This is a genomic window from uncultured Brevundimonas sp., from assembly GCF_937863155.1.
Taxonomy (GTDB): domain Bacteria; phylum Pseudomonadota; class Alphaproteobacteria; order Caulobacterales; family Caulobacteraceae; genus Brevundimonas.
In genome coordinates, this window is record NZ_CALMFB010000007.1 from 26,998 (window position 1) to 53,053 (window position 26,056).

Consider the following 26,056-nt stretch of genomic DNA (forward strand, 5'->3'; position numbering starts at 1 on the left):
GGCCCGTCCGACGGCCGTTTCGAGCCTTCAGATAGGGCCGCGACGATCTGGACAGACATACGGCGGTCGTGTATCAGCGCGCCTTCATCCGCGGACCCTGTCTGTCGGACCCGAGATTTATTTGTCTGCCCGTCTCCCTCACAGGACGCGGCGGGCGGCCAAAGGAGAGTTGAACCTGGTTCAGATTTTCGTTCGCGACAACAACGTCGATCAGGCGCTGAAGGCCCTGAAGAAGAAGATGCAGCGCGAAGGCAGCTTCCGTGAAATGAAGCGCCACGTGCACTACGAAAAGCCGTCGGAGAAGCGCGCCCGCCAGAAGGCCGAGGCCGTTCGCCGCGCCCGCAAGCTGGCCCGCAAGCGCGCCCAGCGCGAAGGCCTGCTGCCCGCGCCCAAGCCGCGTCCGCGCTGAGCCTGACGCCAGGCTGAAAGATCAAAGGCCCGCCGGATCGCTCCGGCGGGCCTTTTGCTTGCGCGCTGACGACGCATGCGCGGACCTGTGGATTTCCGGCGCGGCCCCCTTGTATTGATCGTTATAAAGTAACACTTAGTGGGCGTAGCCTTAGGAGACGCCCATGCCCGCAGCCCGTTCCGCCGTTCTGGGGGATGGCGTCGCCATCGGTCTGTCGGGTCTGTGCCTGGCGCATTGCCTGGCCCTGCCGCTGGCGGCCAGCCTTCTGCCCATCGCGGGCGCCTGGGCCGAGGCGGAATGGGTGCACGGACTGTTCGTGGCGGTGGCCGCGCCGGTGTCGCTGTGGACCCTGGGGCGCAGCCGTTCGCGCAACCTGGCGGTCGTGGCCCTGGCGGTCGGCGGTCTGGCTCTGATGGTCGCCGGGGCGGCGGGTTTTCCGTCACATGAGGCCGAGACCCCGCTGACGGTCGCGGGCGGCCTGTTGCTGGCGCTGGCGCACGGGCTGAACTGGCGCCGTCGCCAGGTCGCCTGCCGTCACGACCGGGCCTGATCGACAGAGGCCCGGTCGCTTCAGGCGGTCATCAGAACCGGGTGCGCAGCCCCAGCACCAGGTTGCGGCCCCGCAGCGGCGCCGAGCGGGTCAGGAACGAGGCGTGGTTCAGCGCCGTCTCGTCCAGCAGATTGGTCCCGCGCACGAACACTTGGCTGCGGAACGAACCGATGTCGAAATCATAGGCCGCCGTGGCGTTGACCATGTCGTAGCCGGGGGTCTTGTCCTCGAAATCGGTGATGCGGTCCTGTTCGAACACATGGACGTATTCGACATTGCCGGACCACGGGCCTTGCGCGAAATCGCCGCGCACGCCCAGACGCGCCGCCGGAATGCGCGGCAGGGGGCCGCCTTCGTCCAGCTCGGCCTTCACATAGTCGCCGAACACCGCCCCCGAGATCGCGGGCGTGAACTGATAGCGCACATCGCCCTCGACACCGGTGAAGGTCGCATCCGCCTGGGTGTAGCGGATCAGGCGGAAGTCTTCGTACTGATCCAGGGTGTTGGCGTAGATGTAGCCGTCATAGGCGTAACGATAGGCGCTGGCCGAGAAGGTCAGGTCGCCTTCAGTCTTCCTCAGGCCGATCTCGATCGAGTTGGCGGTTTCCTCATCCAGGGTCGCCGTGCCCAGCTCATAGGTGTTGGTCGCCAGGTGGACGCCGCGGGCATACAGTTCCTGCACATGCGGCGCGCGCTGTGACCGCGCCACCGACACCGAGGCGGCGTATCCCGGCGCGAAGGCCCAGCTGGCGCCCAGCGACGCTGAGAAGGGCTTGTGCTCGGCGTCCGGCCGGCCCACGGCGCTCGTCTCCTGCCATTCCTGACGCAGGGCGCCTTCCAGACGCACATCGCCCAGGCTGATTTCCTCCAGCAGGAAGACGGCGTTGCTGCGCGTGGTGCTGGGCGGCAGGAAGCCTTCGGCGCCGATGGCCGCGAAATCGCTTTCGGCGGTCTGGAACCCGACCACGCCGCGGAAGCCGCCGATGGGGGCGTGCTGGACCTCGACCCTCAGGTCGTGGCCTTCGTTGGTGAAGGTGGTCGCCACCACGCCGTCGTCAATCTCGTCATGGGCGTAGTCGGTATAGCCGCCGCGCACCCGGATACGCTCGATCCCCGCGAACGGGTCGCGCAATTCGCCCCGCACATCGATGCGGCGACTGACCAGATCGACGGTCGGGGCCGCTTCGCCATGGTCATGGTCGTGATCGTGGTCGTGATCTTCGTCGCCATGATCGTGACCGCCGCAGTGCAGGCTGGAGCCGTGCGGGTGGCAGTCTTCATATTCGTGGCTGTGGCCCGGCAGGCCGTATTCGCTGTTCTGCTGGGTGAAGGCGGCGCCCAGGTAGCCGCGCGATCCGATCCACGACAGACCGATGGTCCCGGTGCGGGTGTCGTTGAACGACCCGGCCACGCGGTCGAAGCCCTCGGCCTCATCCTCATGATCGTGGTCGTGATCATGATCGTGGTCATGATCCTCGTGCGCCGGCGGGGTGTAGAAGGGGATGCGATAGTCGTCGGTGCGGCGCAGGGCGCCTTCCAGACGCAGGGCGAAACTGCCCATGCCGACCGTGAAGCCGGCCACGCCCGCGCGCTCGTCGTCGGCCGTGCCCAGGCGGAACTCGGCCACGCCTTCGCCACCAGCGGCCGGGATCGAGGTGGGGATCTTCTTGTCGATCAGATTGACCGCCCCGCCGATGGCGCCGCCGCCATAGATCAGGGCGCTGGGCCCGCGCAGAATCTCGATGCCTTCCAGCAACAGCGGCTCGCCCGAGACGGCGTGGTCGGGCGACACGTCCGAGGCGTCGATCAGGCCGGCCCCGTCGCTCAGAACCTTGACCCGCGGCGAGGTCTGGCCCCGGATCACCGGCCGGCTGGCCCCGCCGCCGAAGGTGTCGGCGTTGACGCCGGGAATGCCGGTCAGGGTCTCGCCCAGCGTCGACTGGCGCCGATGCACCAGTTCGTCGCCGCGCACCACGGCCACGTTCGAGATGACGTCATTGCCGCGCCGGCCCAGGGGATCGGCCGTCACCACCACTTCGTCCAACTGGATCGCCGGACCCGACTGGCCCGACTGGGTCGCGGAACTGGCGTTGGCGGTGCCCGCGCAGGCGACGGCGCCCAGAACGCTCAGGCTGGCGGCGGCGAAAAGGGCGGCCTTGGGTGACATGAACTGAAGTCTCCGATATGGGGGTCGGCGATTGACTATGTTATATCGTAACATCATGCAAATTACATCGCGTTCATCCGGCCAAGCTTCCGCTGCGACGGGGGGTTCATCCCTGTTCCGGCACATCGAGACCCTGCACGGCGATGCGGACTGGGGCGGGTTTCTCGACGCCGGAACCGGCGTGAACTCGGCACTGTGGAGCCTGTCTCTGCCGACCGACCGCTGGGTCGGCGTCACCGCCGCGCCGGGCCATGCGGATCAGGTCCGCGAGCGCGCGGGCGCCCTGATGCGCGATCAGGATCGGCTGCTGATCGGCAACTGGACCGACCCCGCCCTGTTGCAGGGCCAGGTGTTCGACACGGTGCTGGCCGACTATCTGCTGGGGGCGGTGGAGGGGTTTTCACCCTATTTCCAGTCGGGCCTGTTCGCGCGGCTGGCGCCCCATGTCGGGCGGCGGATGTATGTGGTGGGGCTGGAGCCCTATGTGGTGGGCGATGCGCCGACCGAGACGGCCCGCATCGTGCGCGCCATCGGCCGCCTGCGCGACGCCTGCCTGCTGCTGGCGGACGAGACGCCCTATCGCGAATATCCCGCCGAATGGACGGTGGACGCCCTGGCCCAGGCCGGGTTCGAGGTGCTGTCGGCCCAGCGGTTCCCGAACCGCTATCGCGAGAAATGGGTGCACGGCCAGCTGGACATGGCCATCCGCCGACTGCCGCGCATCGCCGATGCGGCCCTGGCCGAATCCCTGCGCGGACGGATCGAGGCCTTGCGGGAACAGGGGGTGACGGTGTGCCGGCGCGAAGACGGCCTGCGCCACGGCGCCGACTATGTCATCGCCTGCCGGCCGCTCTCAGGCCACGGTTAGATTGTCGGGGAAATCCGCCGCCATGGTACGTCCTCTCGGGCTCGAACCGAGGACCCTCTGATTAAAAGTCAGATGCTCTAACCAACTGAGCTAAGGACGCATCGCATGGCGGCGAGCGCGCCTTCTGTTGCATCCGTCGCTTCGGGTCAAGTCTCGGCGCGCCCCAGAAGACAGAAGACCAGCCGCATGGCCCCGTCCGCACCCGAAAACAGCACCGCATTCTGACCATAGGCGTCGCCCAGGTCGCAGGCTTGTTCGAACGTCAGGCCCAGGGCGACCAGACTGGGTTCCGAGGCCCAGCCGCCGTCGGGGTCGCGCCCCTCGGCCGCCAGCCAGGTCAGGCCAAGGCCCTGGATCTCAGCCTTCAGCCGGTCCTGGTCGGCCTGATTCTCGGCGTCGCTGCGCGGTTCGCTGCGGGGGTTCCAGGCGGTCAGGAAACAGGCCGTCGCCACGCCCCGCGCCGCCATGACCGAGGCCAGAGGCGCACACGGATGCCCCAGCCGCATAACCGCCTCGCCCCCCTCGGGCAGGGCCACGACATAGAGGGCGCGCACATAGGCTTCGGCGCAGGCGGCGACGGAACGGTCCATGCGCCGATCATGGCGCGGGGCGGGGCTGCGTCAACCGCTCGACGGCGCCGGGTGGGGCGGTTAAGCCTTGGGACATGACCCCTCCCCTTTCCGGCGTGCGTATTCTGGAGTTCGACGGCCTGGGGCCGGTGACCTTCGCCGGCATGATGCTGGCCGACCTGGGGGCCGAGGTGCTGCGGCTGACCCGTGCCGGCGGGGGCGGGGTGTTCGACGATGTCGGCGGCGCCATCCTGCATCGCGGGCGAACCACGGTGGCGGTGGATCTGAAGTCGGACGCCGACCGCGACCGGGTGCTGGCCCTGGCCGCCGGCGCCGATGCGGTGATCGAGGGGTTCCGGCCCGGCGTGATGGAGCGGCTGGGCCTGGGGCCGGACGTCCTGGCGGCGCGCAACCCGGCCCTGGTCTATGGCCGTGTGACCGGCTGGGGCCAGACCGGACCGCTGGCCGATCAGGTGGGGCACGACATCAACTACATCGCCCTGACCGGCGCCCTGCACGCCATGGGCGAGCCGGACCGGCCGCCGCGCCCGCCGCTGAATCTGGTCGGCGACTATGGCGGCGGGGCGATGATGCTGGTCACCGGCGTGCTGGCGGCCCTGATCCAGGCGCGCCAGACGGGTCGCGGGCGGGTGGTCGATGCGGCCATGACGGACGGGACGGCCCTGCTGGCGGCCCTGTTTCCGGCCCTGCAGGCGCGCGGCCTGTGGTCGGATCGACGCGGCGAGAACCTGCTGGACGGCGGGGCGCCCTTCTATCGCTGCTATGGCTGCAGGGATGGCCGGTTCGTGGCGGTCGGGGCGCTGGAGCCGCGCTTCTATGCGGCGCTGCTGGCGGGCCTGGGCATAGCAGCGGATGAGGCGCCCCAGCATGACATGGCCGGCTGGCCCGCCCTGCACGACCGGTTCGCCGCCCTGTTCGCCACGCGCGACCGCGACGACTGGGTCACGCATTTCGCGGGGACCGAAGCCTGCGTCACCCCGGTGCTTACCTTTGGCGAAGCGGCCGATCACCCGCACAACCGCGCGCGCCAGACCCATGTGTCGGCCGGCATCGTCCAGCCCGCGCCCGCGCCGCGTTTCGACGGTCAGGCGGCGCCGGCGACGGCTGACCGGCCCGCAATCAGCCTGGACGACGCCCTGAACTTCTGGGCTTAGGCGGACACCGCGGCCGGGTCTTCCTGTGCGCCCTCGGCGCAGGCCATGGCCAGGGTCTGGGCCAGAAGGACCGGATCGATCGGCTTGGTCAGGAAGGCATAGACCCCCGCCGCCTCCCAGGCCGCGCGATGCACATCCATGGCGTTGGCGGTCAGGGCGATGATCGGAACTTCATCGCCGGCGGACTGTTCGCGGATGCGGCGCGTGGCCTCCAGCCCGTCCATCACCGGCATCTGCATGTCCATCAGAATGGCGTCATAGCGATGCAGGGCCGCCGCCTCGACCGCCTCGGCCCCGTTCTGAACCAGCGTCAGACGGCATCCGTGGGGGGCCAGCAGCAGTTCCAGGATACGGCGGTTCACCTCATGGTCGTCGGCCGCCAGGATGGTGCGGCCCGCCAGGCTGGCGGGCGGTGGCGCCGCCGTCGGCGTCTTGCGGGCGCCGGTCTTGACCGGCGCGGCCTGGGCGACCGCCACGGTCTTCAGCCGGAAACGGAAGGTCGAGCCTTCGCCCTCGACACTCTCGGCCGTCAGATCGCCGCCCATCAGCTCGGCCAGGCGGCGGCTGATGGTCAGGCCCAGGCCCGTGCCGCCGAACCGGCGCGTGGTGCCGGCCTCGGCCTGCTCGAAGCCGTCGAACACCCGCGCCAGACGTGCGGCGGGGATGCCGCAACCGGTGTCGGTCACCGAAATGTCCAGCCGATCCGGCCCCGTCCAGGCCGCGCGCAGCACGATGCGCCCCTCGGTCGTGAACTTCACCGCATTGGACAACAGGTTGAACACGATCTGCTGGAACCGCAGGGGATCGGTGCGCACGACCTCCGGCAGATCGGCGTCCAGCTCCAGCACCAGACGCACCCCGTTGGCGGCGGCGCGCGCCTCCCACAGACGGGTCATGGCCGCCAGCTTGTCGCGCAACGGCATGTCGGCCTGTTCCAGCGTCATGCGCCCGGCCTCGATCTTGGAGAAGTCCAGCACGTCGTTCAGCAGGCCCAGCAGCACGTCCCCGGCGTCGATCAGCATGTCGACATGCTCGCGCTGCTGGCGGTCCAGCCGGGTGCGGCGCAGCAGATTGGCGGCCGAGATGACGGCGTTCATGGGGGTGCGGATCTCATGGCTGACCACGGCCAGGAAGTCGGACTTGGCGGCGCTGGCCACCTCGGCCTTGCGGCGTTCGGACTGGGCCTCGTCGCCGGCGGCGCGCAGGGCGCGCGTCGACCCCAGGGTCTGGCGCACCACGGCGACCAGATGGGCGACATAAAGCAGGCCCCCGACCGCGATCAGCATCAGCACCGGATCGCGGAAGGCTATGGCGCTCAGGACCGGCAGACCCAGGAAATACAGGCCGTGTGGGATCACCGAAGACATCAGCAGCGCCCGGCTGTGATGCATGTGCATGCTGACGTGCAGCAGGCCGCCGGCCGCCTGGATCATGGCGAAGACGCGGCCCGGCTCTCCGCCCGCGAACCACAGATAGGCCGAGATGCTGCCGTAGATCAGCACATTCAGCGCCGCCGACATACAGCACAGCACACGGCGGCTGACGCTGGGTTCGGCATCAGGCGACTGGCGCAACGGGGCGAACACGATCCAGTCCACGCCCTGACCCGCCACGACCACCGCGAACCACACCACAGGCCAGATCGACGGCGCCGTGACCCAGGCCACCAGCCCGATGAAGGCCGCCAGCGCCAGACGCGTCGGCAGTTCGCGATAGCGGACCTGCGCCACGATGGCGTACGGCGTGATGCTGGTCATGCGCAGTCTCCTCACCAATTGTCGCAATAGCTCCAAAATCGAAAGGATTGGTTGAGGCGCGCGGACGGCGTATGGCTGGGCTTATGGAACGCACAGGCGTGGCCACGCGTTGGCCAGCCGACAATCGGGGGAAATACGCCATGAACCGCAAGATCATCGTCGCCGCGTCGGCCATCGGCCTGATGCTGGGCCTCACCGCCTGCGACAATTTCCAGACGCCTCAGGACCAGGGCGTCGAGACCGCGCCCGAAGCGGTCGAGCCGGTGGCGCCCGCCGCCGAAGACGCCGCGGCCGACGCCGCCGCCACCGCCGCCCCGCCGGTCGACAGCACCGCCCTGCCGCCCGAGAAGCGGTCGTCGGAACAGTCGGTCCAGCCGGAAAGCGAGACCCTGTTCTACTGACGCCACACCGGCGCCCCAACCGCGTGACACAGGCGGCCCCTCGCCGCCCCTGACAGGATTCCGATTGACCGCCCGGCCGCCTTCGCTGATCGCCATTTCCGTCGCCGCCCTGGGCCTGTGGTCCGTGTGCGCCGATGGCGCCCAGGCCGAGCCGCGCGCCCAGATTCGCGGCGAGATCGACGGCGCCCTGCGCGATCAGATCGCCCGCGCCATCGGCGAGGCGGACGATCCCCCGGCCAACCGGTTCGAGGCCCGACGCCGCGCCCGCGACGCGGCCTCGGCCGCCGAGGCCCTGCTGCGGTCCGAAGGCTATTATCAGCCCGAGATCGAGGATGTGGTCGAGGGCGAGACCACCCCGGTCGCCATTGTGCGGATCACGCCGGGCCGCCGCTTCACCCTGACCCCGCCGGCGATCAACTGGCTGGCTCCCGAACCGCCGGACGAGATCGCCGCCCGCGCCGCCGCCGAGGTGGCCCTGACCCCCGGCGATCCGGGCCGCGCCGTCGATGTGATCGCCGCCGAAGGCCGCGTCGTCGCCAGCCTGACCCGCCAGGGCTACGCCGACGCCCGCACCGAGCCGCGTCGCGTGGTGGTCGATCACGCCGCCTTCAGCGTCAACCCCACCTATAATGTCGTGGCCGGTCAGCTGGTGCGGCTGGATGGCGTTCTGGTCGATACGCGCGGTCCGACCCGGCCCGGCTGGGTCGCGGGCCTGGCCCCCTGGTCCGAAGGCGACCGTTACGACCCCGAGGACGTCGCCGAGCTGGAACGCCGCCTTCTGGAGACCGGCGTTTATGACGGCGTTGGCGTGGCCCTGGCGCCGCCCGAACGGACGACCGCCCAGGGCCTGCGCCCCGTCATCGTCACCCTGACCGACCGGCCGCGCCGGATCACCGAGGCGGGGGCCACCTTCTCGACCGCCGAAGGCTCGGGCGTGGATGTGATCCAGACCCGCTACAACCGGTTCGGCCGTGCCGACACCCTGAGGCTGGAACTGCGTCTGGCGGACATCGACAGCCGCATCGGCGCGGACCTGGGTCTGCCGCACTGGGGACGGCCGGGCCGGACGCTGCGCCTGTCGGCGGCGGCCGTGAACGAAGACACCGACGCCTATCGCCGGATCGCCCTGGTGATGGCCGCCGACCTGCAACAGCGGATCGGCAAGACGTCGTGGTTCAGCTATGGCGTCGGCCTGGACGCCGGCCATTACACCCAGACGCGGTTTGATCCCTTCACCTCGGCGCCGGTGGGGTTCGACCGTGATCTGGCGGTGCTGACCGGCCGGGCGGGCCTGTACTGGGACCAGTCGAACGATCCGTTGGACCCCACCGCCGGATGGCGGCTCAGCGCCTCGGTCCAGCCGACCGCCGTGGCGGGCGACGACACGGTTCTGTTCCTGAAGACCGAAAGCCAGGCCACGGCCTATTTCGCCCTGGACCAGGCGGCGCGCACCGTCATCGCCGGGCGCCTGCGCCTGGGCTCCATTGTCGGCGCCGACGAACTGAGCATCCCCTCGGACCGGCTGTTCTATTCCGGCGGCGGCGGGTCGGTGCGCGGTTATGAGTATCAGGGCGTGGCCCCGCGCCTGCCCGACAACACCCCGCGCGGCGGCACCAGCCTGTTCGAGACCTCGATCGAGGCGCGTCGCGGCATCGGCCGCAGCTTCCAGGGCGTGGTCTTCGTGGACGCCGGCACGGTCGGGTTCGATGAATATCCCGACTTCTCGAACCTGCGCTACGCGGCTGGGTTCGGGGTCCGTTACAAGCTGCCGTTCGGGCCGATCCGGGCCGATGTGGCCTTCCCGCTGGATCGCCGTCAAGGCGATGCGGACTTCCAGGTCTATGTCTCGATCGGACAGGCGTTTTGACCGAGCCGCAGACGCCAGAGACGCCTGAAACCCCGACCCAGGCCAAGGTTCGGCGCAAGCGCACGCGCCTGCAACTGGCGCTGCTGATCGTCGGCTGCGTGGTCGCGGCCGTGCTGGTCCTGGCCACCGTGGCCCTGGTCGGCGGGCGGATGTATCTGCTGTCCGATTCCGGGCGCGGCCTGGTGACCAGCTTCGTCGGCGGCAAGAAGATCGGCCGCTATGGCCGCATCAATGTCGAGGGGCTGAGCGGCGATCTGTTCGACGATTTCCGGCTGAAGCGCGTCACGGTCACGGACGCCGAGGGCGTCTGGCTGGAGGCCACCGATGTCCGGGTGGACTGGTCCTACTGGCCCTTGATCCTGCGCCGGTTCCACGCCAGCGAGATTTCCGCCGCCCAGATCCGCCTGATCCGCCGCCCCCTGGTCGAACCCTCGACCGAGCCGCCCAGCGCCATGCCGCTGGGTATCGACATCGACGCCTTCCACGCCAATGTCGTGCTGGAGGAAGGCTTCAGCCAGGAATACGGCCGCTGGCGCCTGACCGGGGCCGCCTCCGTGCCGCGCATGGGGGCCAAGACGGCCGAGGTGAACGCCTACAGCCTGACGCGCCAAGGCGACTACTTGCGCGCGACGGCGACCTTTGGCGGCGGCCCCTCCGACCTGCGGCTGAACCTGCGCGCCAATGAGGCCCAGGGCGGACCGATCGCCGGGGCGCTGGGCTATTCGCCCAATCAGCCGTTTTCCGCCACGGCCATCGTGAACGGCGAGATCGTGGACGCCCGCGTGGTCACGGGTCGCTATGTGCCCCTGGTGGTCAAGGGCCGTTATGGCGAGGCGGGCACGCGGATCAGCGGCTTCTTCGACTTCGCCGGCTCGGACCTGCTGCGCCCCTTCGCCGAACGGATCGGCCCGTCCGCGCGGTTCGGCTTCGCCGCCGTGCCCGACGGTCGGGACAAGGATCTTCAGGGCGTGGCCTGGCGCTTGTCGGCGGCCAATCTGAACTCGCATGCGCGCGGCATGATCCGGCTGAAGGACCGCAATGCGCCCGAAGGCGTGCGGCTGGAGATCTCCACCCCGTCGCTGTCGCGCCTGACCGGGGCCGATCTGGCGGGGCCGGCGGCCTATACGGGCGTGTTCCGGGGCGATGCGGACGCCTGGCGCCTGGACGGCGGGGTCAGCCTGCTGAATGCGTCGGTGGCCAGCTATCGCGCCACCCGCATCTCCGGCCCGCTGGACATCGCCGTGGACAAGGGAAGGATGGATGTCGACGGCGATCTGCGCGCCGTTGGCGGGTCGTCGCAGGGGGTGATCGGCGGACTGCTGGGCGCCGCCCCGCGTGTGCAAATGGTCGCCCGACGCCAGGCCGACGGCGCCCTGCTTCTGCGCAGCATCGACGCCCAGGGCCAGGCCCTGAGCCTGAAGGGCAGCGGCGGGCGCGGCCTGAACGGTGGACTGAATTTCCGGGGCAATGCACGGATCACCGATCTGTCGCGCCTCAGCAAGGGCGCCAGCGGCGCCTTCGGCGGCGACATCCAGGCCGCCAGCGCCCGGTCCGGCGCGCCGTGGACGATCCGCTTCGACGGGCGCGGATCGCGCCTGGCGACGGGCCAGGCCGAACTGGATCGCCTGCTGGGCGCAACGCCGCGCCTGCAACTGGCCGGCCTGATCCGCGGCGGGCGGATCGAGCTGGACGACGGCCGCCTGACCGGCGCCAATGGCCGCGCCTCGACCAAGGGGCTGATCGAGCCGGGCGGGCAGTTGCGGCTGGCGCTGGACTGGTCGGCCCAGGGACCGTTCGCGGCCGGGCCGGTCGAGATCGGCGGGGCCATGACCGGAAACGGCGCCCTGACCGGCACCCTGGCCCAGCCGCGCGCCGACCTGACCGCCGCCTTCGACCGCATCGACGCCGGCGCGCTGGAGCTGCGGCAGGCGCGACTGGTGCTGAGCTTCCGCAAGGGCGCCAACGCCTCGGACGGCCGTATCGCGCTGAACGCCGCCTCCAACTATGGCCCGGCGCGCGCTTCGGGCGACTTCTTCCTGGGCGGCCCCAGCATCCGGCTGAGCGATGTGGACCTGGACGCCGGGGGCGTGACCGCGCGCGGGTCGATCGCCCTGTCGCAGCGCGTGCCGTCCAGCGCCGACCTGACCTTCAGCGCCCGGCCCGGCGCCTTCGTCGCGGCCGGCCAGGCCGACGGCCGCGTCCGCCTGACCGAAGGTGGCGGCGATGACAGCGCCATATTGGACGTCGAGGCGCGCAACCTGCGCCTGGCGGGATCGACCTATGTCATCCGCACCCTGGACCTGGACGGGCGCGGCACGCTGGACCGCCTGCCCTTCACCCTGGCGGTGGATGTCGGCGGCGCCACGCCGGTGCAGTTCAACGGATCGGGCGTCTATGCGCGCGAAAACCAGGCCCACAGCATCGTGCTGCGCGGCGGCGGGCGGGTGCGCGAGGTCGCCTTCACCACCCGCAATCCGGCGGTCATCGCCCTGTCCGGCGACGGGCGGGTGGCGCGACTGGACCTGAACGTCGGCGGCGGGGTGCTGCTGGGCGAACTGCGCCAGGATTCCCAGGCGGCCGTCATCCAGGCCGATCTGACGAGCGTGGAGTTGGGGTCCATCGCGCCGGACCTGCGCGGCCGGGTGACGGGCAAGGTGTCGCTACGCGGGTCGGGCGACGACCTGACCGGCTCGGCCAACGTCAATCTGCGCCAGATCCGCAGCATCGACGCGCCCGCCGGCCTGGCGGTGGACGGCGAGCTGAACGCCAGCCTGATCAATGACGAACTGCGCATCCAGGCCAATCTGGCGGACCAGGGCTCGGTCTCGGCCGAGGCGGATGTGGTGCTGCCGGTCGAGGCGTCGGCCGCGCCGCTGCGTCTGGCCATCGCCCGCACCCGGACCATGTCGGGCACGGTGGCGGCGCAAGGGCAGATCCAGCCGATCTGGGATCTGTTCTTCGGCGGCGAACGCTCGCTGGCGGGCCAGATCGACGCCCGCGCCACCCTGGCCGGCACGCTGAACGAGCCGCGTCTGAATGGTCGGCTGAACCTGGCCCAGGGCGCCTTCAGCGATAGCCAGACGGGTCTGCGCCTGACGAACGTCACCCTGGCCAGCCGGTTCGACGACACCACCGCCCTGATCGAGACCTTCCAGGCGGCCGACGGCGGACGCGGCCAGGTGTCGGGCCAGGGCCGGATCGGCCTGCGCCAGGGGTCGGGCTCTAGCTTCCAGCTGCAACTTCAGAATTTCCAGATCCTGGACAATGACTTGGCCCAGGGCCGCGCCTCGGGGCCACTGACCGTCGTGCGGGGTCAGGACGGCAATATCCAGCTGACCGGCCGCATCGACATCGACGAGGCGCGCATCCACGCCAACCCGCCCGGCTCGAACGGCATCGTCCGCATGGATGTGGTCGAGATCAACCGCCCCGGCGGCGACATCGAAGAGACGGAAAAGCAGGCGCGCGGGCCACAGATCGGCCTGGACATCGCCCTGCGCTCGCCCGGCGGCGATGTGCGGGTGATCGGGCGCGGCCTGAACGTCGAAATGACCCTGAACGCGCGGGTCCAGGGCACCATCGCCCGGCCCGTCCTGACCGGCAATGCGGGCGTGGTGCGCGGCGATTACGAGTTCGCGGGCAAGCGGTTCGTGTTCGACGATCGCGGTACGGTCAGCCTGTCGACCGATCCGCGCCGCATCCGGCTGAACCTGTCGGCGGTGCGCGAAGATCCGGCGCTGACGGCCACCATCCGCGTCACCGGCTCGGCCGCCTCGCCCGAGATCGAGCTGACCTCGACCCCCGCCCTGCCGCAGGACGAGATCCTGTCCCAGGTGCTGTTCGGGCGGTCGGCGTCGCAGCTGTCGCCGTTCGAGGCGGCCCAGCTGGCGGCCGGGGTCGCGGCCCTGGCGGGCGGCGGCGGCTTCGACGTCATCGGCAATCTGCGCGAACTGGCGGGGCTGGACCGGCTGTCGTTCGGGGGCGAAGCCTCGGCCCTGACGGTCGCGGGCGGGCGCTACATCACCGACGACGTCTATCTGGAGATCATCGGCGGCGGCGAAGGCGGCGCGGCGGTGAACGTGGAATGGCAGGTGCGTCGCAACCTGGCCATCAGCTCCAAATTCGGCGGCCAGGGCGAGGCCAGCCTGTCGATCCGCTGGCGCAAGTCGTCGCGTCCGCCCGGCGCCCGCAGCGACGACCGCCGCCCCAACCGCGAATAGGACGGCCGGATCAGACGATCTCCAGCACCCGCTCCGGCGGACGGCCCACGCGCACGCCCTTGCCGCTTTCGGCCACCGGCCGTTCAACCAGGATCGGATCCGCGATCATGGCGTCGATCAAGGCGTCGTCAGTCGCCGCTTTCAGCCCCGCCGCCTCCGGCTCCTTGGCCCGCAGCAGGCCCCGCGCCCCGCCGACCCCGGCGGCCAGACGCACCAGGGTCGCCCGATCCCAGCCGGTCTTCAGATATTCGACCACCATCGGCTGGACGCCCGCATCGCGCAGCATCTCCAACGCCTTGCGCGACGTGCTGCAACGCGGATTGTGGAACAGGGTCACGGACATGGGCGTCTCCTTCTTCGTGTCGATCTAGCGTCCGTTTCGCCGCATCGCCAGCGGCCGACCTTCACCTTTGGCCCCGGCGGGTCTAGGGTCCGCGCGCATGCGGATTCTTGAAGCAGACCAGGCCGTGCTGGACCATGTGTCGGCGCGGGCCGACGCCTTGGTGGACCGCGCCGTGGCCTGGGCCGAGGTGAATTCGGGCAGCCGCAACGCCGCCGGCCTGAACCAGGTGCTGGACCTGCTGGACGCCCAGGCGCGGACCCTGCCCGCCGTGGCGGTCGCGCGCATCGCCACCCAGGCCTCGACCACGGTCGCCGACGACGGTTCGGTGCGGACCCAGGCCCACGCCGACGCCCTGAAGATCACCGCCCGGCCGGAGGCGCCGATCCAGGTGGTGCTGACCGGCCACTACGATACCGTCTTCCCGGCCGAGAGCCCGTTCCAGCGCGTCGTGACCCGCGCCGACGGCGCCCTGAACGGGCCGGGCATCGCCGACATGAAGGGCGGGATCAGCGTGCTGCTGGGCGCCTTGGAGGCGTTCGAGATCCACCCTGATCGTCACCGCGTCGGCTGGACCGTTCTGCTCAGCCCCGACGAAGAGATCGGTTCGCCCGCCTCGGCGCCGCTGCTGGCCGAACTGGGCGCGCGGGGACATGTGGGCCTGACCTATGAGCCGTCGCTGCCGGACGGAACCCTGGCGGGCGCCAGGAAAGGCAGCGGAAACTTCCACCTGATCGTCGCCGGCCGCGCCGCCCACGCCGGCCGGGCCTTCGACGAGGGGCGCAACGCCGTCGCCGGCGCCGCCATCATCGCCGCCGCCCTGCACGCCCTGAACGGTCAGAGGGAAGGTGTCAGCGTCAATGTGGCCAAGATTTCCGGCGGCGGCCCGCTGAACGTCGTGGCCGACAACGCCGTGGTGCGCTGGAACGTGCGCGTGCCCGATCGCGCGGCCGCCGACTGGATCAGGGAGCAGATCGACCGTCTGGCCGCGACCCCGCCGTTCGAGGGCCTGTCCTTGCATCTGCACGGCGGCTTCACCCGTCCGCCCAAGCCGATGGACGCGGCCCAGACCGAACTGTTCGAGGCGGTGCGGCAGGCGGGCGACCTGCTGGGCCAAGCCATCGCCTGGAAGCCGTCGGGCGGGGTGTGCGAGGGCAACAATCTGCATGCCGCCGGCCTGCCCAACATCGACACCCTGGGCGTCGTCGGCGGCGACATCCATTCGGATCAGGAATACGCCTGGCCCGCTAGCTTCGGCGAACGCGCCCTCCTGTCGGCCCTGATCCTGTGCAAGATCGCCTCGGGCGAGATTGACGCGGCGCGGCTGAAACAGCTTCGACTGGAGACGATGTGATGCGACCTCATCGATCCTCCCCCATCGGGGGAGGGGGACCGCGAAGCGGTGGAGGGGGCCAGCCCCAGACGCCAGCGCGTGAAGCCGCCCCCTCCACCATGCTACGCATGGTCCCCCTCCCCCGGCGGGGGAGGATTTAATGCTTGTCGTCCGTCCCGCCGGCCCCGCCGACCTGGATCATCTGCTGGAACTGGCCATCCTGTCGGGGCCGGGGTTCACCAGCCTGCCGGAAGACCCGGACCAGTTGGCGGAACGGCTGGACCTGAGCCGCGACAGCTTCGCCGGCCGCATGGACCCGGTCGAGCGCTGGTACACCCTGATGCTGGAAGAGACCGACACCGGCGACATCGACGGCATCGGCTCGGTCAAGGCGTCGGTGGGACTGAAGCGGCCCTTCTTCTCGTTCCGCATCGTCAACAACACGGCCCAGTCGCCTTCGCTGGGGCTGAAGCTGGATCACCAGACCCTCGTGCTGGTCAATGAATGCACCGGCTGGACCGAGGTCGGCTCGCTGTTCCTGAAGGCGGATCGGCGCAAGGGCGGCGCCGGACGGTTGCTGAGCCAGTCGCGCTACATGCTGATCGGGGCCGAGCCGGAGCTGTTCAACGACATGGTTCTGGCCGAGCTGCGCGGCGTCTTCACCCCCGACGGCGCCTGCCCGTTCTGGGATCATGTGGCGCATAAATTCTTCCCGATGGAGTTCGACCAGGCCGACTATATGACCGGCTCCACCGACAAGCAGTTCATCCTGGACCTGGCGCCGCGCCATCCGATCTATGTCGAACTGCTGCCTGAACCCGCCCGCGCCGTGATCGGCAAGGTGCATCCCCAAGGGGTGCCGGCCATGGCCCTGCTGGAATCCGAGGGGTTCCGCCCCAACGGCCTGATCGACATCTTCGACGCCGGGCCGACCGTGTCGTGCGGCCGCGACAATATCCGCACCGTCCGTGACGCCCGCCCCTATACGGTCGCCGTGGCCGAGGAGGTGGAGGCCGAGCTGCCCGCCCTGATCTCGACCGCCAGCGTCGGCGGCTTCCGCGCCGTGCGACAGAAGGCGGCCATCGACGGCGATGTGGCTGCGCTGTCGCGCGAAACGGCCGACGCGCTGAAGGTGCGGCCCGGCGATACCGTGCGTGTGAAGTCGTGAGCAACGCACAGACCGCCCTTCCCCCCTTGCGGGGGAAGGTGGGCCGCAGCGCGGCTCGGATGGGGGGGCTGGTTCAGCCCGCTCATCGTCAAACCTTCGACCTCTTTTCCGATAGCCCCCCCATCCGTCTCGCTCCGCGAGCCACCTTCCCCCGCAAGGGGGGAAGGAGAGTGTTTGAATGACCCGTCTGATCTCCACCGACCCCGCCACCGGCGAAACCGTCTGGGAAGGCGACGCCGCCACGCCCGCCCAGGTCCAGGGCGCCGTCGACGCCGCCCGCGCCGCCTTCCCCGACTGGGCCGACCGCCCGCGCGCCGAGCGGATCGAGGCGGTCAAACGCTATCAGGCCGTGCTGAAGGACCGGGCCGACGACATCGCCCGGACCATCAGCCGCGAGACCGGCAAGGCCCTGTGGGAGACCCGCACCGAGGCGGCGTCGATGATCGGCAAGGTCGACATCTCGATCCGCGCCTATGACGAACGCACCGGCGAACGCAGCGCCGAAACCGGCTTTGGCCGCGCGGTGCTGCGCCACCGGCCGCATGGGGTGGCGGCGGTGCTGGGGCCGTTCAACTTCCCCGGCCACCTGCCCAATGGCCACATCGTGCCGGCCCTGCTGGCGGGCGACACCGTGGTGTTCAAGCCGTCCGAGGAAACCCCCGCCATCGGCCAGATCATGGCCGAGGCCTTCGCCGCCGCCGACCTGCCCACCGGGGTCGTCAATGTGGTCCAGGGCGGGCGCGAGACCGGCGCAGCCCTGCTGGATGCCGGCATAGACGCCCTGATGTTCACCGGCTCGGGCGCGGCGGGCGCCCATTTCCGGCGCAAATTCGCCGACGATCCGCACGTCATCCTGGCGCTGGAGCTGGGCGGCAACAATCCGCTGGTGGTGTGGGATGCGGCGGATGCGCAGGCCGCGGCCGGCATCGTGCTGCAGTCCGCCTTCGTCACCACGGGCCAGCGTTGTTCGTGCGCGCGCCGCCTGATCGTGCCGGAAGGGCCGCAAGGGGACGCCATCGTCGAGGCCGTCGCCGCCCTGGCCGACCGCATCGTCTTCGCCCCATGGAACAGCGACCCGGAACCCTATGGCGGCCCGCTGATCTCGGAACGAGCGGCCGGCGCCGCCCTGACCGCCCTGCAACAGCGTATCGACGCGGGCGCTCGTGTCATCCGCGCCTCGGGACCGGTCGACAACCTGCCCGGCGCCTTCGTGCGGCCCGCCATCATCGACGTCACCGGCGTGAACGTGCCGGACGAGGAAATCTTCGCCCCCTTCCTGTCGGTCACCCGCGTGGCCAGTTTCGACGCCGCCATCGCGGCGGCCAACGCCACCCGCTATGGCCTGTCGGCGGGTCTGGTCAGCGACGACCCGAAGACCTGGGACCGGTTCATCAACCGCATCCGGGCGGGCGTGGTGAACTTCAACCGCCCGACCACGGGCGCCGCCGGAGACATGCCCTTCGGCGGCCTGGGGGCCAGCGGCAACCACCGGCCCAGCGCCTGGTACGCCGCCGACTATTGCGCCTATCCGGTCGCCAGCTTCGAGGCCGAGGCGGTGCGGAACATCGAGGGCGAGATCAAGGGGCTGCGATGACTGCCGTCGAGGCCAACGCCGACGGCCTGATCGGGCCGACCCATTCCTATGCGGGACTGTCGCCGGGCAATCTGGCGTCCAGCCTGAATGCGGGAGAGGCGTCCAACCCGCGCGCGGCGGTCCTTCAGGGCCTGGACAAGATGAAGACCCTGGCCGACCTGGGTCTGCCGCAGTTCGTGCTGCCGCCGCACGAACGGCCGGACATCGGCTTCCTGCGGTCGCTGGGGTTCGCCGGAACCGACGCCCAGGTGCTGGAGCGGGCGTGGAAGGACGCCCCATCCTTCGCCGCCGCCGCCTGTTCGGCATCAAGCATGTGGGCCGCCAACGCCGCGACGGTGACGCCCAGCGCCGACGCCGCCGATGGTCGGGTGCATTTCACCCCCGCCAATCTGAACACCAACCTGCATCGTTCGCTGGAGCACCAGCAGACGAAGCGGTCGCTGGACGCCCTGTTCCCGGACCCCGCGCGGTTCGCGGTGCATGACGCTCTGCCCGCCGTGGCGCATCTGGCCGACGAGGGTGCGGCCAATCATGTGCGGCTGTGCGCCGACCACGGATCGGCGGGGATCAATCTGCTGGTCTGGGGTCGCGAGGCGTGGGAGCCGTGGGACGGTCCCTACCCCGCCCGTCAGACGCGCGAGGCGTCCGACGCCATCGTTCGCCGCCACGGGGCCGGCGGCGCGGTCCTGGCCCGCCAGTCACGTGCGGCCATCGCGGGCGGAACCTTCCACAATGACGTGGTCTGCGTCGGCGCCCTGGACACCCTGTTCCACCACGAACTGGCGTTCGAGGACACGGCGGCGGTCCACGCCGACATCCGCCGCGCCGCCCAGGGGTTCGAGCCGCAGTTCATCCAGGTCTCGGCCGCCGACCTGCCGCTGGCCGACGCCATCTCCAGCTATCTGTTCAACTCGATGCTGGTCTCCATCCCCGGCCGCGACCGGCTGGCGCTGATCTGTCCGACCGAGACACGCGACAACGCCCGCAGCCGCGCGGTGGCCGAAGCTCTGATCGCGTCGAACGGCCCCATCGGTCATGTCGATTACGTCGATGTGCGCCAGTCGATGCGCAACGGGGGCGGCCCCGCCTGCCTGCGTCTGCGCGTCGTGCTGACCCCGGTGGAAATGGCGGCGACCAATTCGGCCATGCGCCTGACCGACGGCCTGCATGGGGCGCTCAGCGTCTGGGCCCTGCGCTGGTATCGCGACCGGCTGACGCCCGGCGATCTTGCCGATCCGGCCCTGCTGGAGGAAACGCGCGGCGCTCTGGACGAACTGACCGCCATTCTAGGCCTGGGCGGCGGCTTCTATCCGTTCCAGCGGGCCTGAGAGACGCGATCAGTTCGCCGCGACCGGCGGGGCGGCCGGAGCTGCTTCAGAGCTTTCCGGCGCCGGCTCGGCGGGGCGCAGGCGAAAACCCGCCAGAACCATGTCCATGCCCTTTTCGGCCGCAGCCAGATCCACGGAGCGGCCCGAAGTCATGAACTGCAGCGCATTCGACTGGATCACGCACACGATCACGGCGGGGCCGGCTTCAACGGTGCGCTGAATGCATTCGACCGGCACCGCCTCTTCGCCGAACATCTTGGTCTTCTCGACGATGCGGGCGCGGCGCTCTTGCTCGGTCGTATTCGGCCACCAGTCTTCGGACAGCTCCGTCAGAAACTCACGCGAAGTCTTGAGAATGGCCAGAGACAGCAACACCGTGCCCACGCCCGCCATCGCCGGCTCGGCCTGGCCATCGACCGGCGCCTGACACACAAACTCCATCCCGAATGACGCATTGGTGTTGCCGGTGATCATGGGCGCTTCGCATCCCTCGACCTGAGTGGGCGCCGACAGGATGCGGCCGTCGCGCAGGGTGCGCTCCAGATCAGAAGACTGGGCCAGAGCCGAGGTCGCCATCAGCGGGGTCAGAGCGACGCAGGTCGCCAGGGCAAGGGTCGAACGCAGGGTCATCGTCATTCGTATCTCTTTAGGGGCCGGTCAGGCCGCGAAACGTCCGCCCTTGCGGGCGTAATCCTGGGTGCCGTTGGTGAACACCGCATCGGTCGGCAATATGGCGTCGATGGCGATTTCGTCGGCGCCTTTCAGCCGATCATAGATCGGGGCGAAATCCTGAAGCGTCTGCTGTTTCAGTTGCTCGATCGAATCGATGACGAAATAGACCTGCTGGAAGTCGTCGATGCGATAAAGGGTGCGCATCACCCGCTCCAGGTCGAAACCCAGCCGGTTCGGCGACGCATCCTCCAGGCAGAAGACGCTCTCGGTCGCCGACGACACGATGCCGGCGCCATAGATGCGCAGGCCGTCCGTCTGTTTCATCAGTCCGAACTCGACCGTGTACCAGTAAAGCCGCGCCAGATTGGGCAGCATCCCCAGCGACGCCGCGCGCTGCCCGCCCTTGCCATAGGCTTCCATATAGGCGGCGAAATCCGGGTCGGTCAGCATCGGCACATGGCCGAAGACGTCGTGGAAGATGTCCGGTTCCTGAAGGTAGTCCAGCTGGTCCGGCCGACGGATGAACTGGCCCGAGACGAAGCGCCGGTTGGCCAGATGGTCGAAGAAGACCTCGTCCGGCACCAGGCCCGGCACGCACACCACGGTCCAGCCCGTCAGGGCCTGCAGCTTGGGGTTCATGACCGAGAAGTCGGGAATGCCGCCGGTGTTCAGATCCAGCGCGTCCAGCCCCCGCATGAAGGCGTCGGCCGCGCGGCCGGGCAGGATCTGCATCTGGCGGGCGTACAGGGTGTCCCAGGTGCGATGTTCGGTTTCGGTATAGGCGCGCCAGTTCTGCGGGATGGTCCAGTCGGCGGCGGCGCCTTCCGGCGGCTGCTCGAAGACATGTTCGAAATCGGACATCGCAAACTCCCGCATCAGGCTCTGACGACCTTTGCTCCAGTCTAGCGCGCGGGCGGGGCTGCCGTCATCAATGGATCGGCTGGGATCGCGGCGCGTGACGGCCGCGACCATCGACCGTGAACCACTGGGCCGCCTGTTTGGCCGTCAAAGGCGCGGCGCCGACATCGGCCTCCAGCACCTCTTCGGCCGCATAGGCGATGAAGCCCCCCTCTTCGCCGATCACATAGACGCGATAGAAGGGCTGGCCCGGACGATCCGGGCCGGGCGCGGCGGGGTCGCCGGCATAGCGGCCGTCGACGTCCATCACCAGGCCGCGAAAGTCGGCGTCGCGGTGGCGGACGATCTGGCCCAGGGCGAATCTGGCGGCGATGTTTTCGATCATGCCCCAGCCTTAGCCAGGCCAGGCTGAGCCTTGGCCGATGACGCCGTTCATCGCGGCGTCAGCCTCGTGACCGATATGCGGCGCTTGTTTCGGTCACGGACGAAGGTCTAGGGTGCCCAGGACGGGCGCCGCTTTGGACCGCCCACAACAACAGCTCGGCCATGCCGGACCCGAACGGCGCGCCCCCACGGCGCGACGACCGGTCCCGCGGCGGGGCGCCCAGGTCCAGGTCGCCCGGTCGCGACGTTCCCCTGTACGGCGCCCTCGATCTCGGGACCAACAACTGCAGGCTGCTGATCGCGCGTCCGACGCGCGACGGGTTTCGCGTGGTCGATTCCTTCAGCCGCATCGTGCGTCTGGGCGAAGGCCTGACGCGCACCGGGCGGCTGGACCCGGCGGCCATGGATCGCGCCTATGACGCCCTGGCCCTGTGCGCCGAACGGCTGGCGCGGCGGGGGCTGACCTCGCGCCAGATCAGCGCCGTGGCCACCCAGGCCTGCCGCGCGGCCCAGAACGGCCCGGACTTCATCGAACGCGTAAGGCGCGGCACCGGTCTGGACCTGCGCATCATCGACCCCAAGGAAGAGGCGCAACTGGCGGTTCAGGGCTGTCTGAACCTGTTCGAACCTCAGGCCGAGGCGGTGCTGGTCATCGATGTCGGGGGCGGCTCGACCGAAATGTCCTGGCTGAAGCGCGAAGGGTCGGCGTTCAAGACCGTCGCCTGGATGTCCGCGCCGCTGGGCGTGGTCAGCCTGGCCGAACGCCACCCCGAACCCGATGCCGATCTGGACCCCTGGTACGAGGCCATGGTTCAGGACATGGCCTCGGCCATCGCGGCGGGCGGCGTGGATCAGCCGGCCCTGCGCACCCTGTTTGAACAGGGTCGGGCGCATCTGGTCGGCACTTCGGGCGCGATCACCAGCCTGGCGGGCATCCATCTGGGGCTGAAACGGTATCAGCGCGATCGGGTCGACGGCCTGTGGATGACCAGCGACCAGTGCCGCGATGCGGCGGACCGCCTGATGGCCCTGGGCCCCGACGGGCGGGCGGCCGAGCCGTGCATCGGCGCCGAACGGGCCGATCTGGTGCTGGCGGGGGCGGCGATCCTGGAGGCGGTTCAGCGGCTGTGGCCGTGCGAGCGGGTGCGGGTCGCCGACCGGGGCCTGCGCGAAGGCCTGTTGTTGCAGCACATGCGCCAGCCGCGACGCCCGCGCCGCCGCCGCCGCCGGGGCGGCGGACGTCAGGACGCCGGGGCGGCCGCTCCCGAAACCTGAACCGGCAGGCTGACGTCGCAGGCCGAGAAATCGGCGCCTCGCGCGCGTCGCGACGCCTCGACCAGGGTTGCGAAGGTGGGCGAGCGGGTGTCCAGCACCTGCACCACGGGGCGTTCCGCCTCGGGCAGATCAGACGCCACGCGTACGCGGATCATGCGATCGGGATCGGCCGTCACCGCCCCGTTGTCGCCGTCACCGACCTTGATGGCCCGAACCACGTCCAGCCCAGACACCACCATGCCCCAGACGGTGTAGCGTTTCTCCAGCGCCGGATAGGCCTGGCGCATCAGGAAGAACTGGCTGTTGGCGCTGTCGTTCGCCTCGCCTCGGGCCATGCCGGCGACGCCGGGGCAATACATGCCCCAGCCATGCACCTTGCCGTCGCCGGTCTGGGCCATGGCGGCGTCGGGCTGGGTCTGGACCGGCAGGCTGTTGATGAAGCCGACCTCGGACCCCATCGGCCGTGCCACGGGCACGAAGGGCATGGTCCCGTCGCGCCGGAAGGTGAACTCGGCCGTCAGGTCGGGATAGGGGCTCTGGCCGTCGCCGGTGCCCAGCGGGTCGCCGGTCTGGGCCATGAACCAGTCGATCACCCGATGCCAGACGATGCCGTCGTAAAAGCCGCGCGAGGCCAGCAGGCGAATCCGCTCGACATGTTTCGGCGCCGCGACGGGGGCCAGTTCGACCAGGATGCGCCCCTTGGTCGTGTCGATGACCAGCAGGTTTTCGGGCGCCACCGCGCGCCATTCCGAAACGGCCGGCGGCGTCGCCTCCTGAGCCAGGACAGGCCCGGTCAGCCCCAGGGCGACGACGACAGCAAGCGCGGCGGAACGGATCATGGCGATGTCCTTGGGCTTAACCTTCGACCTGAGCGGGGATCTCGATGTCGCAGACGTTGAACTGGGCGCCGCGCGCCGTACGGGTCTGCTCCACCAGGGCCGCGAAGGCCGGAGCCCGCGTGTCCATCACCCGCACCGACGGGCGTTCCGCCTCAGGCAGGCTGGAGGCGATGCGCACGCGGGTCATGACATCGGGATCATCCGAAACCGCGCCATCGGCGGCGGCGGCCCCGGCCTTCAGCGCGCGCACGGCCGCCAGGCCCGACACCACGCGGCCGAACGGGGTATAGGCGCCGTTCAACTGGTCCCGGCGACCGGTCATGATAAAGAACTGGCTGTTGGCGCTGTTGGGGCTGGAGGCCCTGGCCATGCCCAGAACGCCGGGGCAGAACTGGCCCGTCGCCGGCACCTTCATGTCGGCGTTGATCATGGCCTGGGCGTCCGGTTGGGTATGAACCGGCAAGACCCCGACCACGCCCATCTGGCCGCCATTGGGGTGCGGACCGACCGAGAAGAAACCGCCCGGCGCACGTCGGAATACGAACTCGCCCTGCACGTCGGGCAGTTCGCTGCTGCCCTGACCGGTGCCCTGAGGGTCGCCCGTCTGGGCCATGAAATCTTCGATCACGCGATGGAATTTCAGGCCGTCGTAAAAGCCCTGGTTCGTCAGTTCACGAATGCGCGCGACATGCAGGGGGGCGGCGCCCGGCGCCAGTTCCGCCAGCACCCGCCCGTGCGCCGTGTCGATGATCAGCAGATTGTCCGCTTCGACCGTGCGCCATTCGGACGCCGGTTGCTGGGCCTGGACCGGCGCAACGGCCAAGGCCCCAAAGGCGGCGGCGGAAAGAAGGGCGGGAATTCGTAGAGTCATGCCTTGTCCTTGACCTTGGCCAGAACCCGGGCGGCGACCTGGGGACTGACGAAACTTTCGATCGCGCCGTCCAGCCGGGCGATCTCCTTGACCAGACGGCTGGCGATGGCCTGATGCCGGGGATCGGCCATCAGGAAGACGGTCTCGATCTGGCTGTTCAGGCGCTGGTTCATCGCCGTCATCTGAAACTCATACTCGAAGTCGGCCACGGCGCGCAGACCGCGCACGATGACCGCCGCATCCAGCTTTTCCGCGAAATGCATCAGAAGCGTGTCGAACGGTTCGACCACGATGTCGGCGTCGATGCCGGCCACCGCCTCGCGCACCATCTCGACCCGTTCGTCGGTGGTGAACAACGGCCCCTTGTCGTCATTGCGGGCCACGCCGATGACCAGCCGGTCAACCAGCTTCACCGCCCGGCCGATGATGTCGATATGGCCATTGGTGACCGGATCGAAAGTGCCCGGATAAAGCCCGATGCGCATGCGGCGTATCCCCCGTTCGCCCCCTGATTAGCAGCCCTGTTCCGCGCGGCCTAGATCGGCGGCGGCCTTCAAAAGCTTTGCAGCGGGGCAGCGGTCCAGGCGGCGATGACCGGCGCGATGCGATCCGCTGTCGTCACAAAGACATGATCGCCTATGGCCGCGACGGCGCAGGCCGGGGTTGCGCTGGTGGTCAAAAAGGCGCCGTCGAAGCCCGGCAGGTCCGCCAGGGTCACGGGCCGGGTTTCGGTCTCCAGTGCGTCAGAGATCAACGCCTGCGAAACGCCTGACAGCATCGGCGCCTCAGGCCAGATGATCCGGGCGCCCGACAGGAAGCCGATGTTCGAAACGCTGGCCTCGGCGATCCGCCCGTCCGCGCACACAAACAGGGCGTCGTCGAACCCCGCCGCCCGCGCCGACCGCCGCGCGCGGATCAGGCCGAAGGTCGCGGCGTGCTTCAGATGCGGCGTTTCGCGGCCATAGGTCTGGGGCTTAAGCCGCACGGGCGTGGCGGACAGAGGCGCGACCGGGTCGAAGACGCCGACCATCATGCGCGGACGGCCGGTCCAGTCGGGGATGCGCACCCCGATCTGGGGCGCGAACAGGCTGACGCGCATCCAGGCGTCGCGGCGGTTCCCCAGCGCCTGGCGCATCCATGCGCGCGCCTGGTCTTCGGGCACAACCTCGCCGAACAACTCGACCGCCGCCTCGCGTAGGCGCGCCAGATGCCGGTCCAGCCCGCGCACGCCGCCGTCCGTCACCGCGAACGAGGTGTAGGCGCCGTAGTTGACCAGGGCCTGGTGCGCCAGATCGTCAGCCGTGGCGGGTTGACCGTCGATGAAGAGAGCGGTCATGGCTCCTCCCCCATCGGGGGAGGGGGACCGCGAAGCGGTGGAGGGGGCCAACCCCAAACACCGGCGTCCAAGCTA

General features: G+C 69.7%; 23 protein-coding genes and 1 tRNA gene. 12 read left to right on the forward strand and 12 right to left on the reverse strand.

All coding sequences use genetic code 11. The features are described from left to right. Positions 1 to 175: 175 nt before the first annotated feature. Positions 176 to 409 (forward strand): 30S ribosomal protein S21, encoded by a 234-nt coding sequence (gene rpsU, locus Q0581_RS00880; protein WP_298696574.1) that lies wholly within the window; start codon positions 176 to 178, stop codon positions 407 to 409. Between the two features lie 163 nt (positions 410 to 572). Next, positions 573 to 959 carry a MerC domain-containing protein gene (locus Q0581_RS00885; protein WP_298696504.1) on the forward strand — a complete coding sequence of 129 codons (387 nt, stop codon included), beginning with the start codon at positions 573 to 575 and terminating at the stop codon, positions 957 to 959. A gap of 31 nt (positions 960 to 990) precedes the next feature. Here Q0581_RS00885 and Q0581_RS00890 read toward each other — a convergent pair whose 3' ends face one another. After that, the gene (locus Q0581_RS00890) at positions 991 to 3,126 is read right to left on the reverse strand and encodes a TonB-dependent receptor (protein WP_298696507.1); all 2,136 of its coding nucleotides are present in this window, start codon (positions 3,124 to 3,126) and stop codon (positions 991 to 993) included. A 37-nt stretch (positions 3,127 to 3,163) separates the two neighbouring features. On the opposite strand from Q0581_RS00890, the gene Q0581_RS00895 reads away from it, so the two are divergent. Then, positions 3,164 to 3,994, forward strand: a complete 831-nt coding sequence (locus Q0581_RS00895) for a hypothetical protein (RefSeq protein WP_298696510.1) — start codon at positions 3,164 to 3,166, stop codon at positions 3,992 to 3,994. Positions 3,995 to 4,017: 23 nt separating this feature from the next. Here Q0581_RS00895 and Q0581_RS00900 read toward each other — a convergent pair. Next, positions 4,018 to 4,094 (reverse strand) — tRNA-Lys (locus tag Q0581_RS00900). Between the two features lie 46 nt (positions 4,095 to 4,140). After that, complete coding sequence (locus Q0581_RS00905; protein WP_298696513.1) at positions 4,141 to 4,584, reverse strand: DUF3293 domain-containing protein; 444 nt, start codon at positions 4,582 to 4,584, stop codon at positions 4,141 to 4,143. A gap of 74 nt (positions 4,585 to 4,658) precedes the next feature. Here Q0581_RS00905 and Q0581_RS00910 point away from each other — a divergent pair, with 74 nt between their 5' ends. After that, entirely contained in the window at positions 4,659 to 5,738 is a 1,080-nt protein-coding gene (locus Q0581_RS00910) for a CaiB/BaiF CoA-transferase family protein (protein WP_298696516.1), read from the forward strand. Here the strand turns inward: Q0581_RS00910 and Q0581_RS00915 are convergent. Beyond that, a complete protein-coding gene (locus Q0581_RS00915) occupies positions 5,735 to 7,495 on the reverse strand; it encodes an ATP-binding protein (protein WP_298696519.1) in 1,761 nt (586 codons plus the stop codon). The genes Q0581_RS00910 and Q0581_RS00915 overlap by 4 nt on opposite strands. A gap of 140 nt (positions 7,496 to 7,635) precedes the next feature. Between Q0581_RS00915 and Q0581_RS00920 the strand changes: the two genes are divergently transcribed. The 3 genes from Q0581_RS00920 (at position 7,636) to Q0581_RS00930 (ending at position 13,983) form a co-directional block, all read left to right on the forward strand. Next, positions 7,636 to 7,896, forward strand: coding sequence for a hypothetical protein (locus Q0581_RS00920; protein WP_298696522.1), 261 nt, complete (start codon positions 7,636 to 7,638; stop codon positions 7,894 to 7,896). Positions 7,897 to 7,960: 64 nt separating this feature from the next. Further along, on the forward strand, positions 7,961 to 9,763 hold the full coding sequence (locus Q0581_RS00925) for an autotransporter assembly complex family protein (RefSeq protein ID WP_298696525.1): 1,803 nt from the start codon (positions 7,961 to 7,963) through the stop codon (positions 9,761 to 9,763). Continuing rightward, a complete protein-coding gene (locus Q0581_RS00930; protein WP_298696528.1) occupies positions 9,760 to 13,983 on the forward strand; it encodes a translocation/assembly module TamB domain-containing protein in 4,224 nt (1,407 codons plus the stop codon). The genes Q0581_RS00925 and Q0581_RS00930 overlap by 4 nt, the downstream gene beginning before the upstream one ends. Before the next feature lie 10 nt (positions 13,984 to 13,993). Here Q0581_RS00930 and Q0581_RS00935 read toward each other — a convergent pair whose 3' ends face one another. Continuing rightward, positions 13,994 to 14,326, reverse strand: coding sequence for an arsenate reductase family protein (locus tag Q0581_RS00935; RefSeq protein WP_298696531.1), 333 nt, complete (start codon positions 14,324 to 14,326; stop codon positions 13,994 to 13,996). A gap of 97 nt (positions 14,327 to 14,423) precedes the next feature. Between Q0581_RS00935 and Q0581_RS00940 the strand changes: the two genes are divergently transcribed. From Q0581_RS00940 to astB, 4 genes are all read left to right on the forward strand, one after another. Next, positions 14,424 to 15,677, forward strand: a complete 1,254-nt coding sequence (locus tag Q0581_RS00940; RefSeq protein ID WP_298696533.1) for a hydrolase — start codon at positions 14,424 to 14,426, stop codon at positions 15,675 to 15,677. A gap of 139 nt (positions 15,678 to 15,816) precedes the next feature. Then, a complete protein-coding gene (locus tag Q0581_RS00945) occupies positions 15,817 to 16,824 on the forward strand; it encodes an arginine N-succinyltransferase (protein WP_298696536.1) in 1,008 nt (335 codons plus the stop codon). Between the two features lie 178 nt (positions 16,825 to 17,002). After that, positions 17,003 to 18,418 carry a succinylglutamate-semialdehyde dehydrogenase gene (gene astD / locus Q0581_RS00950; RefSeq protein WP_298696539.1) on the forward strand — a complete coding sequence of 472 codons (1,416 nt, stop codon included), beginning with the start codon at positions 17,003 to 17,005 and terminating at the stop codon, positions 18,416 to 18,418. Next, complete coding sequence (gene astB, locus Q0581_RS00955) at positions 18,415 to 19,746, forward strand: N-succinylarginine dihydrolase (RefSeq protein ID WP_298696542.1); 1,332 nt, start codon at positions 18,415 to 18,417, stop codon at positions 19,744 to 19,746. Before astD ends, astB begins: the two co-directional genes overlap by 4 nt. 9 nt (positions 19,747 to 19,755) lie before the next feature. On the opposite strand, the gene Q0581_RS00960 is transcribed toward astB, so the two are convergent. The 3 genes from Q0581_RS00960 to hspQ form a co-directional block, all read right to left on the reverse strand. Continuing rightward, positions 19,756 to 20,382, reverse strand: coding sequence for a hypothetical protein (locus tag Q0581_RS00960; RefSeq protein WP_298696545.1), 627 nt, complete (start codon positions 20,380 to 20,382; stop codon positions 19,756 to 19,758). A gap of 21 nt (positions 20,383 to 20,403) precedes the next feature. Next, positions 20,404 to 21,279 (reverse strand): phenylalanine 4-monooxygenase, encoded by an 876-nt coding sequence (gene phhA / locus Q0581_RS00965; RefSeq protein ID WP_298696548.1) that lies wholly within the window; start codon positions 21,277 to 21,279, stop codon positions 20,404 to 20,406. 67 nt (positions 21,280 to 21,346) lie between these two features. Continuing rightward, positions 21,347 to 21,661: a heat shock protein HspQ gene (gene hspQ / locus Q0581_RS00970; RefSeq protein WP_298696551.1), complete on the reverse strand. Its 315-nt coding sequence runs from the start codon at positions 21,659 to 21,661 to the stop codon at positions 21,347 to 21,349. Positions 21,662 to 21,822: 161 nt separating this feature from the next. Between hspQ and Q0581_RS00975 the strand changes: the two genes are divergently transcribed. Further along, a complete protein-coding gene (locus Q0581_RS00975) occupies positions 21,823 to 22,935 on the forward strand; it encodes a Ppx/GppA phosphatase family protein (protein WP_298696554.1) in 1,113 nt (370 codons plus the stop codon). Here the strand turns inward: Q0581_RS00975 and Q0581_RS00980 are convergent. The 4 genes from Q0581_RS00980 to Q0581_RS00995 all read right to left on the reverse strand — a co-directional run bounded on the left by Q0581_RS00980 (position 22,902) and on the right by Q0581_RS00995 (position 25,981). After that, a complete protein-coding gene (locus tag Q0581_RS00980) occupies positions 22,902 to 23,774 on the reverse strand; it encodes a peptidylprolyl isomerase (RefSeq protein ID WP_298696559.1) in 873 nt (290 codons plus the stop codon). The genes Q0581_RS00975 and Q0581_RS00980 overlap by 34 nt on opposite strands. A gap of 16 nt (positions 23,775 to 23,790) precedes the next feature. After that, complete coding sequence (locus Q0581_RS00985; protein ID WP_298696562.1) at positions 23,791 to 24,645, reverse strand: peptidylprolyl isomerase; 855 nt, start codon at positions 24,643 to 24,645, stop codon at positions 23,791 to 23,793. Continuing rightward, positions 24,642 to 25,130, reverse strand: a complete 489-nt coding sequence (gene coaD / locus Q0581_RS00990) for a pantetheine-phosphate adenylyltransferase (protein WP_298696565.1) — start codon at positions 25,128 to 25,130, stop codon at positions 24,642 to 24,644. The genes Q0581_RS00985 and coaD overlap by 4 nt, the downstream gene beginning before the upstream one ends. A gap of 68 nt (positions 25,131 to 25,198) precedes the next feature. Then, entirely contained in the window at positions 25,199 to 25,981 is a 783-nt protein-coding gene (locus tag Q0581_RS00995) for an aminotransferase class IV (RefSeq protein ID WP_298696568.1), read from the reverse strand. Between the last annotated feature and the right edge of the window lie 75 nt (positions 25,982 to 26,056).